The organism is Proteus sp. Marseille-Q3619, assembly GCF_965283115.1.
In genome coordinates this window covers 1,659,327-1,675,191 of record NZ_CBDIMP010000001.1, presented here as the reverse complement: position 1 = coordinate 1,675,191, position 15,865 = coordinate 1,659,327, and the positions used below count along the sequence as shown (strand labels likewise).

Sequence of the window (15,865 nt, the reverse complement as noted above, 5' to 3'; positions counted from 1 at the left end):
TATATATTTAAAATGAATAATCCTCTTGAATGAAATTTTTATATTGATATTTATCAATAATCATTTTGGCGCGACTAAAAATAAAAAAAAGCACAACGAATAATTTAAAGAATAATATTACCGACTAAAATTGATAATAAATCAGAATGTTTTTGATAAAAATAAAATCAAATGATTGATTGTATTATGTTGCCATATTTTGTTTGTTATTTACATCTCTTTTCTTGTTTTTTTCTTACTTAGAATCGCATTTAGCCGACAAAGAATAAAAAAACTCAATAACAGATTATAAAAAATTCAATTTTCAATTTTTATTTTCTTGATATTTTAATTTTCGAGATGAAACGACATTTCATTCTCTGAATTTTAAATTAACTTATATTAGGAAAATATTTAATGAAAAACATTAATACACTTTTAACGAAAATGAATTCTGATGCAGTAGAAAATATCACGTTAAATGATCTAGCTCCCTTATCACTTCATGAAATTCACGCGCTGAGTGAAGAGAAACTTAGTTGGCATGAAGCAAAAACATTATATAAAGAAGCCCAAGAAGCCGCAAAAATTAATAAGCTTAATGAAGCTCATCATTTAGCACGTAATAACCCACAAGTGCAAAATGCCGTGGCGTTAGGTGTTCAACAACAATCAGTACAAAGCCGAGCATTAGGTGATTGGATCCCTGAAAAAGGGGATCTATTTGTCGATAGTAAATCTGTGGCATCGATGTTTTCACCCGCAGGTTACTTAACTGAACTTTATCGTGAAGCAAAAGCCTTAGATGCAGAAAATTCAATTTATCACTTGGATAAACGTCGCCCTGATTTAGCGCAATTAGTGTTATCTCAAGATAATATGGATAAAGAAGTTTCTACCCTCTCTTTATCAAATCAAATTATAACCACAGCATTGCAAAGTAAATTAGGTAGTGGTAAAGATCTATTTCAAGAGCTAGCAACAAACCGCGTAATGGGCGAAAATCCTTATCATCGACCTTATGAAACTATTCGACAAACATTATTATTACGTGATGGCTTGGTTGATAAATTGGTAAAAGCTAAAGGTCATCTGGATATTTTAGATACAGAATGGATCTCAACGATTAGCTCATCTATTTCTCCTGAATTATATGCTATTTTAACAGAGGTAATCTCTGATGATAATATTGATGAACTAATAGAGAAAAATTTTGGCAATAAGGAAATTAGTTTAAGAAATAATTTAAAATTACTATCAGAATATTATTCTGTTCCAGAAGAAGACATATCACTATTATTTAATATACTTAAAGAGGATAATGAATTATCTTCAAAAGATATGTTGTTCTTAAATAAGATTATTCGCTTGCATAAAGCAACGGGGATCTCTTTTGATAATCTAATTATTTTAATTAAAACAAAAAATAATGATAATAATATTGATTCTGAGGTTATCCGTTCTATTCTTCATGTTCAATATATTATGGAGAAATACAATATTAATGTTGAGCAATCTATAGTACTTAATAGTGCTAATATTAATCAATACACATTGAATAACTCTTCATCGCTATTTGATGTTTTATTTAATTCCCCTCCATTAGGCGAAAATAAATTTATTGCAGATAATAAAGCACTTGATTTTAATTCATCATCTCCAGATGATATTATGCGTATTAATACCTTAAAACGCGCATTTCATGTCGATGATATTGGCATTGTCGCTATGTGGAAATTAGCTTTTGGCAAGCCAACTGAATTTACTTGTTCTATAGAAAATATATCACTTTTATATCGAGTGTATTTATTAGCAACGGTACATGATCTAGATATTTATTCTCTTTCTTTATTACTTGATATGTTACCTGAACCTTTCAATAAACCCATTAATAAACAATCTTTATCAGATGATGCAGGTAATTTAATTTATACAATAGATAATTATTGCAAGTTTATTAAAGAGTATAAATTGAATATTTCAGAACTATATTTAATGACAGCTAAACAATATGATTTGACTTATACAGAAAAAATGGAAAATCTCTTTAATGAGTTAATGAATTTTAATGTAGATGAATTCACTGAACGGGCAATTATTCCGTGCTATTTGCCTATACTAAGTTACCATTTATCCTTTCCTTCTTTAAGTGTTGCCAATGCTGTATGGAAATATCTCGATAGTAACGGGACATTAAATTTATCTATTGATGATTTTAGAGACTTGGTAAGACAGGATGATAAAACATTAGAAGATAAAAATAAACTTGTTACTTATATACAAATGTTGTGTCAAATAATTTCTATATTTACTAAGTTAGGATTAAATGAAAATGAAATATATATATTGGGAGAAAAACGTTTACTTAATTATGAATCTGTCCTTCCTAATATCGAATCAATAAAAGATATATCTGAATTCCATCGTTTCTATTTAGATAAAATAAATAATAAAGATGAGCTAATTAACCTTTTTAGAGGTTATGGAAAGGTCTCAATTTTATCAAAGGCATATGGAGTTTCTGATGAGGTAATTGAGCAAATTATCTCTTTATTAAAACTGGGTGATGAAATTAAATTTGATAATATCAAAGAAATCTCTAGCTATATTGATATGGTTAAAACATTTAATATTACACCAAATAATTTTAGTCTATTAACTCAGTTAAAATTTTCTACAAGTGAGAATAAAGAAAAAGACTACTTAAATTGGGGTAGAATTAGTAAAGTTTTACAAAGTGGGTTAAATACCCAACAAGTTATTTTGCTAAAAGATAAAATGGATGAAAAGGATAGTGTTGTACTTAGTGCGTTTTATATTCATCAATTTAGTGAATTAAACTTATTAAATAGCGATGATATTTATAATTATTTACTAATTGACAATAAAGTTTCATCTGAAATAAAAACCACAAAGATAGAGCAAGCTATTGCAAGTATACAATTATATATTAATGAATTTTTAGCTTTGAATGAAAAAAACATTAATACACCTGTTGCTTCTCGTCAATTTTTTAGAGATTGGGATAAATACAATAAGCGGTATAGCACTTGGAGTGGTATCTCTTTATTAGCATATTATCCTGAAAACTATGTTGATCCTACTGTACGTATTGGCCAAACTAAAATGATGGATACGCTGTTACAGACGATCAGCCAAAATAGTATTAATAGTGATACAATTGATGATGCATTTAAAACATATTTAACGTCTTTTGAGCAAATTGCTAATTTAGAAGTGATTAGTGGTTATCATGATGGTGTGACATTAAAAGAAGGATACACTTATTTTATTGGTTGTAATGCGTCAGAAAAAGCCAGTTATTATTGGCGTAGTGCGGATCATAGTAAAATCAAAAAAGGAGTCATGGCAGCAAATGCTTGGACAGAGTGGACTAAAATTGAGAATGGTGCTAACCCTTACAATAATTTAATTCGTCCTGTTATTTTTAATAATCGATTATATGTTGCTTGGATTGAACAGAAAGAAATTAAAAATAAAGAGTCTGAAAATAAAGAAAAAAGTACATCTACACCACTTTCTAAGCAGACAAGCTATAGTTTAAATTTATCACATATCCGTTATGATGGTACTTGGAGCACATCTGTTAATTTCCAATTACCTGATAATATTATGGATAATAAAAAAGGTAATTTTCATTTAAGCTACGACCAAGAACTTGATAAGTTATATTTTTTAACTTATATCATAAGTGATAGCTATAAAGATGAAAATAAGGAGTGTCAAGTTTATTCTATTAATAATGAAATGGTGCTTTCTAATATATCTGATTTAAATAGTAAAGATGCGAAAAATATTTATATTAACGTGAAGTCTGAATTTGATATAGCTGGCGAAGAACTCACTAAGAACATTAATAATAGTTTTGTTTTGAGAGGTGAATTAGCTTACTCAATATCTAATGATCCTATTGATGATATAAAAACTACTGACTCTAAAAATGTTTCTCTCTCAGGAAGTTTAATTAATGCTGTAAATATAGAGTCGAACAATAAAACATTATCTTGTTATCTTTCTGCTTTTATTAATTGTAATATTGATTATGGATATTTTGCTCCTGAACCTATTAAAGACATCTTTAAAGGCTTATTAAAAGATGGCGCTGAATTAGAAGATATTGTTTATACTTCAGGTAGTGTTGGTAAGTTGATAACTCTTTTTTTCAATGGAAAAACGGATTATAGCTATTATTTAGGTTTTGATATTAAAACAAATACAATTTACTTTTTTATTTATGACAATACTAACAGTACGGTAATTAAAGGTTCAGATATTAATCATGGAGGAGATTATGATGTAGAACTGTCTTTTTTCACTAAACAGTCAAATGATTTATTAAGTTATACATCGAAAAATAATGTTGCCTTTACGCTTTCTAATGAATTAGGTGATTTTTCGTTACAAAGTTTCCTAAATAAAGAAACACCAAGGTTTCTTTTTTATGTTTCAAGAAAAGAAACGAGTCAATTGTTTATGGGAATATATGGAAAAGAAGTGTCTATCCCATTAACTATTAGTAAGTTAAATAAAGCTACCTATAGTAATGACGAAGTAGTTAATGATATTAAGATAACATTATCTTCTAGCCCAGATCAAAAAGTGACCTACTCTCTTGAACAATGGTCTAACGCGAATACTTCTTTAATTGAAGGTAGTAACAGCTTTAATAGTAAAAATAAAGCGCTTAAGCTTGATGTACCTATGAGTGAATTTAATGACAAGGGTGAGTTTATATTAACTGCAAATGTAACTGCGGTTAATAAGAGCAAAAAAATTATTTCTGAAAGCCAATGTTACTTTAAAGTCCGTGAATTAGAACATATAAACGAGAGTATTATTAGCCTAAAAATAAATAAAAAGCATGCTCAATATATTTCAATGACAGTAGAAAATGAACCTGTGTTAGTGCGTTTAAATACATTATTTGCACGTCAACTAGTCAAACGTGCGAATAACGGAATTGATGCTATTTTAACGTTAAGTTCTCAGAGACTGCCAGAACCTGCTTTGGAAAAAGGCGCTGATGTACCGATGGATTTTAATGGTGCTAATGCCCTCTACTTTTGGGAACTGTTCTATTACACCCCGATGATGTTAGCCAACGTGATGTTAGAAGGACAAAATTACGATGAAGCTAGCCGTTGGCTGCGTTATGTATTTAATCCAAACGGTTATATTGATAGTGATACTCATTCTTATCGTGTTTGGAATTCACAGCCATTATTAGCCAATACAGCTTGGGAGAAGGATCAACTGGATTCAACTGATCCTGATGCAGTCGCGCAAACTGATCCTATGCATTATAAATTGGCTACCTTTATGAAGTGCCTTGATATTTTTGTGGCGCGGGGCGACAGCGCTTATCGCCTATTGGAGCGTGATACTTTAAATGAAGCTAAAATGTGGTATATGCAGGCGCTGAAATTATTGGGCGATGAAACTGAGTTATTAGGCAATAATGTTTGGTCAGCACCTAAATTAACCGAGGCGGCATCAAAAACAGAACAGCCAACACGCGCTATCAATGAAGAAAGCGAAGAAGCGACATCACCGCGGACAGCAAATTCATTAATATCGCTCTTTTTGCCACAAATTAATGAGAAGTTAGCGCAGTATCACAACACGTTAAAAGCGCGTTTATTTAATTTACGTCACAATTTATCGATTGATGGGCAACCACTATCGTTGCCAATGTATGCAACGCCAGTAGATCCTAAAATGTTGCAAAATATAGCAGTGAATCAATCACAAGAGAACGGTGTATTGCCAAAAGTGATGGTTCCCGTTCAGCGTTTCCCTGCTATTTTGACCAGTGCAAAATCGGCAGTAAATCAATTAATGCAGTTTGGTAACTCATTATTTAGCATAACTGAACGTCAAGATGCTCAGGCATTAGCTGAATTATTTGCCACACAAGGTAGCGAAATTATTCTGCAAAATATTAAATATCAGCAGAAAACTCTGGAAGAATTTGAATATAGCAAGAAAGCATTACAGGATCTGCGTTTAGGTTCTAAAAAACGCTTTGATTATTATAGCAAATTGTATAATCAGAATATTAGTACGGCAGAGCAACAAGCGATGGATCTCTATTTAAGTTCTTCTGTACTCAATACCGCCAGCCAAGGGCTAAATATGGCAGCCGCTGCTGCAGATCTTATACCCAATATTTATGGTATGGCTGTTGGTGGCTCGCGTCTAGGCGCTATCTTTAATGCTACATCCATTGGTTTGCAATTATCTGGCTCTGCAACCCGTATTTCGGCAGACCGATTAAGTCAATCAGAGGCTTATCGTCGCCGTCGTCAAGAGTGGGGCTCATTACGTGATTCTGCACAATCTGAATTAAATCAGTTTGATGCTCAACTTGCTGCATTAGCCGTTCGTCAGCAAGCCATGAGCCTGCAATTAGATAGTGTGAAATTACAGCAACAACAAACGCAAGAGCATTTAACATTCTTACAAAATAAATTTACCAATAAAGCGCTGTATAACTGGTTACGCGGTAAATTAATGGCGATTTATAAGCCTTTCTACGATTTAACGGTATCTCGTTGTCGTATGGCAGAGTGGGCTTATCAGTATGATTTAGGTGAAACACAAACCTTTATTCGACCTGGTGCATGGCAAGGTAATTATTCTGGTTTGATGGCGGGTGAAAGCTTAATGCATAACCTGACTCAAATGGAAAACAGCTACCTTGAGAAAGATAAACGTGCGCTGGAAATCACCAAGATTGTATCGTTGGCCGATGTGTATCAAGGTTTAGGCAGTAATAAGTTTGGCTTTGAGCAAGTGGCAGAGGTGATTAATAAATCGAAAACTCAGCTAGGTACGGCAGAAAATGGTATCACGCTGAAAAATGGTCAATTACAGGCTTCGATTAAACTCTCTGATTTAGCTATCGACAAAGATTACCCTGCTGATTTAGGTCAATTACGCCGTGTTAAACAAATTAGTGTGACATTACCGGCATTAACCGGTGCTTATCAAAATATCCGAGCAGTACTGAGTTACGGCGGTAGTGCAGTGAAACCTCGAGGCTGTAGTGCAATTGCGATTTCTCATGGCATGAATGACAGTGGTCAATTCCAACTGAATTTCAATGATGATCGTTATCTGCCATTTGAAGGTTTACCAGTGAATGACACCAGTACACTGACTTTAAGCTTCCCTGATGCGACAGATAAGCAAAAAGAGATGTTACTGACACTGAGCGATATCATTCTCCACATTAATTACACCATTCGTTAATTATCCAAATCTTAATTAATTACAGGCTCCTTAGGGAGCCTGTCAGGAGCTTTACATGCAAAATTCAGAGAAATTGACCTTTGATGCGCCAAATTTACCCAAAGGGGGCGGTGCAGTCACAGGATTAACCGGCAATATGGGCGCTGTTGGTCCTGATGGCGCAGCTACTTTTAGCTTACCGTTACCAATCAGCCAAGGCCGGGGTTATGCCCCTTCTTTAGGCCTAAGTTATCAAAATCAAGCCGGTAACGGCGCGTTTGGTTTTGGTTGGTCTGTTGGTGTGATGTCGATTCGTCGTCGTACTTCAAAAGGCGTGCCTACTTATACTCAACAAGATGAATTTGTCGGGCCTGAAGGTGAAGTGATTGTGCCAATTATCAATAAGAAAGGCGAAATTGAAACAGCACAACGTAATGAGTTACTTGGCGTAAAACTTGCTCATCAATATCAAGTGGCAACTTATCGTTCACGTATTGAAAAAAGCTTTAGTCGTTTTGAGTGTTGGTCATTAAATGATGCTAATGCACCAACTAGTACACCTAAACAGTTTTGGGTGATGTTAAGTGCCAATGGCGATGTGCATTTATTTGGTTATGAAACCACAGCACAGATTGTAGATAGCCAAAATAGCGCGCATATTGCGCAATGGAACTTGAATGCGTCAGTTTCAGCAACCGGTGAACAGATCGAATATCACTATCGCCATGAAGATGAACAAGGTTGTGGTAAACATGAAATTCAATCACATACCAATGCCAATACACAACGCTATTTAGACAAAGTGTATTACGGTAATTCTGTGGGAGAGCGTGCTTTTTCTTGTGTCAAAACCGATAATACATTACCTAACAATGCGTTATTTACACTGGTATTTGATTACGGTGAGCGTAGCAGTGCATTAGCAACTTATCCTCAGTGGCAGAGCAATTCAACATGGGCATTGCGTAAAGACTGCTTTTCACTTTTCCAGTACGGTTTTGAAGTTCGTACTCGTCGTTTATGTCGTCAAGTGCTGATGTATCACCGTATTGAAAGTTTAGAAAAACAAACACCACTAGCAGAAACTCCAGAATTAGTTGCCAGATTAACGCTAACTTACGATGAGTCAGCATCAGGTACTGTTTTAGTTTCAGCACAACAATCAGCGTTTAATGATAATAAAGACACTCAATCGTTAGTGACATTACCGCCAGTAAAATTTGATTGGCAAAGGGTAGGTGCGACTCAACAAGCACAGTGGCAATCACTTGATGAACTTGCGTCATTTACGCCACAACAACCTTATCAATATGTCGATCTATTCGGCGAAGGGCTTGCGGGGGTACTTTATCAAGATAGCGACGCTTGGTGGTATCGCGCGCCAGTTAGAAAAATTGATAAGCAAAATCCTAATGCGATGTCATGGGATAAAGCTAAAAAACTTCCTGTTATCCCGTCGTTACGAAATTCAGCAATGCTGACCGATGTCACGGGTGATGGAAAACTGGAATGGTTAGTCACACAAGGTGAAGTAAATGGCTATTACACCCAAGATGAAACAAAGGCAGAAAATTGGCTCAATTTTGTGCCACTTGATGCAATCCCTGTGGAGTATTTTCATTCTAACGCTGAAATTACTTCATTAACAAGCAGTGGTTTTGCCGACTTAGCCTTAATTGGCCCTCGTAGTATTCGCCTTTATGCTGGTTCTGCCCAAGGGTGGAAAAAAAGTAAAGAGGTAATGCAAACAGATGGTGTGATTTTGCCGATTAAGAATATTAATCGTCGTACTTTAGTGGCATTTAGTGATGTATTAGGTTCGGGTCAGCAACACCTGATTAAAATTGATTACCAAGGCGTAAGTTGTTGGGTTCATCTTGGTGATGGCAAATTTAGCGCCCCTATTACTATTCCAGGTTTCTCTGCTGATCGTCTTAAATTTAATCCTAATCAGCTCTATTTAGCGGATTTAGATGGTAGTGGGACAACGGATATTATTTACGCCCAATCGACCCATTTAGAGGTTTATTTTAACCACAGTGGCAATCAATTTGTGCGTGGCGATGATATCGCATTACCGAAAAATATGCATTTTGATAGCCATTGCCAGCTACAAGTGGCGGATGTGCAAGGTCTTGGTGTTGCCAGTATTTTACTGACTAAATTATATCCTGTGCCGCAACATTGGGTACTTTCGTTGCAAAATAAAAAACCGTGGTTATTAACATCGATTAATAACAATATGGGGTTAATTCAAAATCTGCATTACCGCAGTTCAGCGCAATATTGGTTGGATGAGAAATTCGCTCGTCAACAACAGAGCAAAGGCAAAGCGGTTAGTCATTTACCTTTTGCATTACATACGCTGTGGAAAATCGACACAGTGGATGAGGTAACCCAAAGCCAGTTAACACAAACGTTTAATTATCGTCATGGCGTTTGGGATGGTAAAGAGAAAGAGTTTCGTGGTTTTGGTTGTGTAGAAGCCACCAATGCCGAATCCTTTAAAAGCGAAGAAAATACCACGGATAAAACACCGAGTGCGTTAACGCGTCAGTGGTTTTTAACGGGTAAATCTGTGGTTGATGCCGAGTTTTATAATGAGTTTTGGCAAGGTGACAGTGCGGCATTTCCTCACTTCTCACCACGTTTTACCCAAGGCGCAGGTATCCAAGAAAAGATCTGCGACGACTCACTACGTCAACAATATACGTATTGGCTTGAGCGTGGGCTACAAGGTCAGTTACTCAGAAAAGAAGTCTATGGTTTAGATAACGCTGTTGTCGCTGATGTACCTTATGCCGTCACAGAACAACGCCCACAAGTGCGTTTAATTGAAATACAAGGACATTCACCTGTGGTGATGCCTTCAGTGGTGGAAAGTCGTACATACCATTATGAACGAATTGCAGCTGATCCGTCTTGTCATCAACAAATCACATTAGAGCAAGACGCCTATGGTGTTGTGACCAAAGCGGTTGCAATTGATTATCCAAGACGCGCTAAAGGTGCAAAAAATCCTTATCAGCATTATGAGAGCTTGCCTGAAACGTTATGGGCATCAAGTTATGACGAACAGCAACAAAACTTACGCTTAAGCTTATCGTGTCAAACATGTCATCATATTAATCACCCTGAAAAACAGGTTTATCAACTGGGCATTACTAACGCAAGTCGTCAGGATATTTGGACATATGGAGCAGAAAAGCAGCCTAAGAATGGCTTGAATGTAGAAGCCTTACTAGCAACTGACAGTTTGTTGGCACAAAAAGCAGCATCGGTATTTGTAGGACAACAACAACTGGCTTATTTGGATGCTGAAGGCAAAGTGACATTAACTGAGCCTGATTTTCCAATCCGTTTAGCGTATAGCGAAACCGCAGAATTAGACGAAGAAACTGCCAAAATCATTTCACAGCCTTATCCTAATTTAAAACTGGATGAAGTGATGAAAAACGCGGGTTATCAGCAAAAAGATTACTTATTTGCAGACACATCAGAAAAAGGCAAAAAACTGTGGGTGAAACCGTTATTAGGCGTTAAAGCCTATGGTTCATTAGCTCAGTTTTATAAGCCACTAGTGTACAAAAAAACGACACTTTCTTGTGACTATAAGTTGTTATGGGATAAGCAATTTTGTGTATTAATGGGGAAAAAGTCCCCTTTGAGCGTACAAGATTTTTATCTTACTTATGATTGGCGTTTTTTATCTCCGAATTCGATTATTGATGAAAACCATAATGTTCACCAAGTCACTTTTGATGGTTTTGGTCGTGTAACAACAACCCGTTTTTCAGGGACCGAAAATGGTCAACAAAGTGGTTATAGCGATAAAAGCTTCACTATGCCAACAGCCGTAGAAGATGCTTTAGCGTTGGCTTCAGCACTGCCTATCGCCATGGGTTTTGTTTATGTTACCGATAGTTGGATGTCAGCATCCTCAAAAATGCCACCTCATGCGCTGCAAATCATGACCGACCGTTATGACAGCGACTCACAACAGCAAATTCGCCAACAAATCACCTTTAGCGATGGTTTTGGTCGCTTATTGCAAACGTCCGTCAGAGTTGAAGCGGGTGAGTCCTTTTTGCGTAGTGAAAAAGGTGAATTAGTGGTTGATCGTGCACAACAGGCACAACAAAAAAGTACCACAATACGTTGGGCAATTTCAGGTGAAACAGAATATGACAACAAAGGAAATGTAAAGCGGGTTTATCAGCCTTATTTTCTTAATGACTGGCGTTATATTTCCGAGAGTTCATCTCAACCAAATCGTTTTGCGGATACCCATTATTACGATGCATTAGGTCGCTTATATCGAGTGAATACCGCAAAGAACTATCAGCGTAATACGATAGTGACACCGTGGTTTGTGGCTCAGGAAGATGAAAATGACACCCTAGTGTAGGTGATTTATTACGCGGATAAACGGGAGTTACTGTTTTATCCGCTTTATTTAGGAATTTTATTATGCTGGTAGCAATCCCATCTGAAAGCGATGCGCTGGCTTGGATGATTATCGGTGGATTTTCAGCCTGGGGAGGTATCGTGAGGTATTTAATGGAAATTAGACAAAAACAAATTAAGTGGTCTTGGTGTGGCATTGGTAGCCAGATCGTGATTTCAGTGTTTACAGGATTATTAGGCGGATTATTAAGTTTTGAAAGTGGTGCAAGTCGCTATATGTCTTACATGATTGCAGGGCTTTTTGGATCAATGGGGAGCACGACATTGATTTGGTTATGGAATCGTATTTTTGGCATGAACAATCTTAAGGAGCCTAAATGAATACCTATACATTAAGTCAACGTAGCCAAAACAACCTAAACGACGTACATCAAGATTTAGTACGTATTGTTTATCTGGCACTGACATTCAGTGAATATGATTTTGTTGTTATTGAAGGTGTGCGTTCATTGATTCGACAAAAAGAGTTGATGAAAGAAGGTAAAAGCAAAACCCTCAATAGCCGACATTTAACGGGTCATGCCGTGGATATTGTCCCGTTAGTGAATGGTGTTATTCCTTGGCAAGATTGGTCAGCGTTTGAATCAGTATCAAAAGCGATGAAGAAAGCCGCTTATCAATTAGGTATTTCAATTAATTGGGGCGGGGATTGGGTGTCGTTTCGTGATGGACCTCATTACGAATTATGTCGCGGAGCATATCCATGAATATGAGTGCTTTTTTACGTTTAGGTATTAAAGGGGGGATAGCGATCATGATTGTTGTTGCTTTATTAGTACTTCGCTATCAATACAACCAAATTAATCGACTTTCAGAGCAAAACAGTCAGCTTGAATATCAACAACGCACATTACAATCACAATTAATTCAATGGCACGAGCAAGCAGAAAAAGTCTCTGAAACACTCACGTACCAACAAGAGGAACAACGTTATTTAGAGGAAGAAAATCATGCTATACGTCAAGAGTTACGGCAACTTTTGGCTCAAGCGCCTTGTGCTAATGAGCCTGTGCCTAATGCTGTTATCCAGCTGCAACAAAGCACCCTCAACCGTCGTGGAAGCACCCAATAAGTTTGTACCCACACACTTGCTACAACCGTGTTCTGCACCATTTTTTAATGTGCAAGTGTGGGGGGATTATCCCGATTATGTGGCGCGGTTATTGTTGATATTAGAGAAATGTAATACCGATAAAAAAGCGGTCGCAGAAATATTAGCAGCCAAAAGTCAGCTCAGTGCTCACGAGCTAATTTATAAAAGAAAGCAAATTAAGGAATTAAAAAGATGTTAAATCAACAATTACACATAAGAACCCCAACCGTGGTGGTGCTTGATAATCGCGGATCAACAATCCGTGAAATTAATTATTGCCGTCATCCTGACACAATTAATAAAACCGATGAGCGTATTACGCGTCACCATTATCATGCGCGCGGCTATTTAGAACGCAGTATTGATGCAAGATTGTATAAAACACAACAATCAGACTCAACTATTCAAGCGAATATTCAGCAAGTGGTGAGTTTAGGCGGATTATTGTCTGCAACTAAAAGTGTAGATAGTGGTAATAGTGTCAATATCAGTGATATTGAAAACAAAAAAGTGATGGATATTAATGGGTTGGGGCTAGTGACGGAATATCACTATACAAAGCCAGAGTTTGTTTCACAACTTATGGTGATTATGGAGTCTTCCCCGACGTCCAAACAGATATTAAAAGAGCGCTTTACTTGGGGTGGGGCTGATAATAAAAATATTGCCAATAACTCCGTCGGTAAATGTACTCATCATGATTTTCTTGCTGGAAGAACGGAATATGGTGCTTATACCTTAACAGGGCAAAGTTTAATTGAATTACGGTTTATCACTGCGAATACCATTAAAACACCCGCACATTCTCAATATCAAACACGCAATATTTATGATGCTACAGGTCAGTTATTAAAACAAATTGATGCTACAGGGCACGAGCGTGAATGGAAATACGATAGAGCAGGTTTTCTAAAACAAAGTAGTGTGCAATTACAAAGCGATAAAAAACAACTCGTGATTAAAGCGATCGATTACTCGGCAGCAGGGCAAAAATTACGTGTAGAGCACGGTAATGGGATAGTGACAACGTATGAGTATGAGGCTGAAACTCAGCGCTTGCTGCATGTCAAAACCCAGCGTCCCCAAGGTCATGCATTAGGTGCGAAGCTTATGCAAGATCTGCGTTATGAGTACGATCCTGTCGGTAATATTATTTGTCTTAAAAATGATGCGGAAGCCACTCGCTACTGGCGTAATCAGAAAGTGGTGCCTGAAAATCGTTATGTGTATGACTCTCTGTATCAATTAGTGAGTGCCACAGGGCGTGAATCTGCCAATCAAAAAACACCCGCTTCAATGCAATCTCAATCAGTCACTACATTAGTGAAAGATGCACAAAGTTATACCAATTACACGCGTTTATATACCTATGACAGCGGTGGTAACTTAGTCCAACTTCGCCATCTATCGGGAATAGCACAACAGAGTTTCACCCAAAATATCAGTGTCTCCAAGAAAACCAATCGGGCATTACTTGAAACACAACAGGTGGCTATCGAACAAATTGATCAGCAATTTGATGCTTTAGGTAATCAGAAACATTTATCAACGGGCGATGCATTGCAGTGGGATCTTCGCGGTACATTGGCACACGTGAATAAGAGAGGGAATTCAGAACACTATGTTTATGCAAGCGCATCTCAACGATTAATGAAACAACAGGTACAGAGATTATCAGGACGGCAGATTATCAGGGAAACTCACTATTTACCGAATTTAGAAATATGGCAATCAACGGAGGGGGCGCATCTTACCGAATATCGAGAGGTGGTTAATATAACAGGAAATGTGAGAGCCTTATGTTGGAAAGTGGGTTTCTCAAAAGGGATTAAGAATAACCAACTGCGTTATAGTTATGATGATGGTGTGGGTAACCGTGGATTAGAAACCGATGGTCAAGGGCAATTAGTCAGTTATGAAGAGTATTACCCTTATGGGGGTACCGCGATTTGGTTTAGCCAAAATGCGGTAGAAGCCAATTACAAAACTATCCGTTATTCAGGCAAAGAGAAAGATTCTACGGGGCTTTATTACTACGGTTATCGTTATTATCAACCGTGGATTGGTCGTTGGTTAAGTGCCGATCCGGCAGGTACGGTGGATGGGCTTAATTTATACCGAATGGTGCGTAATAACCCAGTGACATTGCGTGATCCTGATGGGCGAATGCCTAGTAGCAGTTTTTCTCTCTTCTTTTCATCAGATGATACAAAGCTACAAAAGGGATCTATTACTCCTTTACGAAATCGTGGATTATTTGTGGGGAGTAACAACGAGAGTGCTGAGGCGACATTGCCATTCGTCATTAATCGATTTGATTCGGTTGAGCATAATCCCGTAGTAAGAGAGTACAGTCCGCAATTATTACAAGAAGGAGGTAATTTTTACAATGCTGTTCATATTTTCTATGGCTCTAAGGTTACGTCCAACGAATACGGTTCTGGAACAATAGGAACTTATTGGGGGCATAAAACACTTTCTGATAATCTTACCGCCATTAAAGTTATGAGTGGTTCATCAGGCAGTGTGGGTATAAGTATTCGATTGGATGATATTAAGGAGGAGAAACCATTAGTGATCACTTCAGGAGCTCTGAGTGGCTGTACAATGCTATACGCTGTAGATAAAGAACAATTCTATGCGTTGCATACCGGACAAAGATCCGGTGACAATAACTGGAAAACGGGGATTCAGGGAGTGAAAACAGCACAAACTAGCCTTAATGCCTTATCAGGTAAGAATTTATCGGTATCAGGGGATCATAATAATGACTTGATTGGTACATTAAGTGAGTTTGAAAATTCGGCAATAACTTATTTGGGGAAACAAGGCACGAAGATCGATCATGTCCAAGAAAATGTCGCTGCATTTGATTATAATCTTGAAGCTAAATTGCCTAGTTTCTCTGGCAGGGCTGGTTATAGTTATGCTCTATTGGCCAAGGATTCAGGAAAAGTTAATGTGAAAGTATTGTCGGAAGATGTGACTATCGATATGAAGACGAACAAAATTAGTGTTCTTAACTCAATGAAAACTCGTTTACATTAATACATCGCAATTACAGAAGGACAT

Annotated in this window: 7 protein-coding genes; all 7 read left to right on the top strand. The window is 36.9% G+C overall.

What is annotated here, in order from left to right; genetic code table 11:
• The first annotated feature begins 396 nt into the window (after positions 1–396).
• Positions 397–7,254, top strand: a complete 6,858-nt coding sequence (locus ACWPWK_RS07560; protein ID WP_109373277.1) for a Tc toxin subunit A-related protein — start codon at positions 397–399, stop codon at positions 7,252–7,254.
• Between the two features lie 55 nt (positions 7,255–7,309).
• A complete protein-coding gene (locus tag ACWPWK_RS07555; protein ID WP_109373278.1) occupies positions 7,310–11,641 on the top strand; it encodes a SpvB/TcaC N-terminal domain-containing protein in 4,332 nt (1,443 codons plus the stop codon).
• Positions 11,642–11,703: 62 nt separating this feature from the next.
• Positions 11,704–12,021 carry a phage holin family protein gene (locus ACWPWK_RS07550; RefSeq protein WP_109373279.1) on the top strand — a complete coding sequence of 106 codons (318 nt, stop codon included), beginning with the start codon at positions 11,704–11,706 and terminating at the stop codon, positions 12,019–12,021.
• Positions 12,018–12,407, top strand: a complete 390-nt coding sequence (locus ACWPWK_RS07545; RefSeq protein ID WP_109373280.1) for a M15 family metallopeptidase — start codon at positions 12,018–12,020, stop codon at positions 12,405–12,407. Before ACWPWK_RS07550 ends, ACWPWK_RS07545 begins: the two co-directional genes overlap by 4 nt.
• A complete protein-coding gene (locus tag ACWPWK_RS07540; protein WP_162558380.1) occupies positions 12,404–12,772 on the top strand; it encodes a hypothetical protein in 369 nt (122 codons plus the stop codon). The genes ACWPWK_RS07545 and ACWPWK_RS07540 overlap by 4 nt, the downstream gene beginning before the upstream one ends.
• Complete coding sequence (lysC, locus tag ACWPWK_RS07535; protein WP_454208636.1) at positions 12,702–12,992, top strand: Rz1-like lysis system protein LysC; 291 nt, start codon at positions 12,702–12,704, stop codon at positions 12,990–12,992. Before ACWPWK_RS07540 ends, lysC begins: the two co-directional genes overlap by 71 nt.
• Entirely contained in the window at positions 12,986–15,841 is a 2,856-nt protein-coding gene (locus tag ACWPWK_RS07530; RefSeq protein ID WP_109373283.1) for a cytotoxic necrotizing factor Rho-activating domain-containing protein, read from the top strand. Before lysC ends, ACWPWK_RS07530 begins: the two co-directional genes overlap by 7 nt.
• Positions 15,842–15,865 lie beyond the last annotated feature (24 nt).

Bases quoted from the DNA above. Each gene is read 5' to 3' on its own strand.
- ACWPWK_RS07560 (WP_109373277.1), top strand. From the start codon at position 397: ATGAAAAACATTAATACACTTTTAACGAAAATGAATTCTGATGCAGTA.
- ACWPWK_RS07555 (WP_109373278.1), top strand. From the start codon at position 7,310: ATGCAAAATTCAGAGAAATTGACCTTTGATGCGCCAAATTTACCCAAA.
- ACWPWK_RS07550 (WP_109373279.1), top strand. From the start codon at position 11,704: ATGCTGGTAGCAATCCCATCTGAAAGCGATGCGCTGGCTTGGATGATT.
- ACWPWK_RS07545 (WP_109373280.1), top strand. From the start codon at position 12,018: ATGAATACCTATACATTAAGTCAACGTAGCCAAAACAACCTAAACGAC.
- ACWPWK_RS07540 (WP_162558380.1), top strand. From the start codon at position 12,404: ATGAATATGAGTGCTTTTTTACGTTTAGGTATTAAAGGGGGGATAGCG.
- lysC (WP_454208636.1), top strand. From the start codon at position 12,702: ATGAGCCTGTGCCTAATGCTGTTATCCAGCTGCAACAAAGCACCCTCA.
- ACWPWK_RS07530 (WP_109373283.1), top strand. From the start codon at position 12,986: ATGTTAAATCAACAATTACACATAAGAACCCCAACCGTGGTGGTGCTT.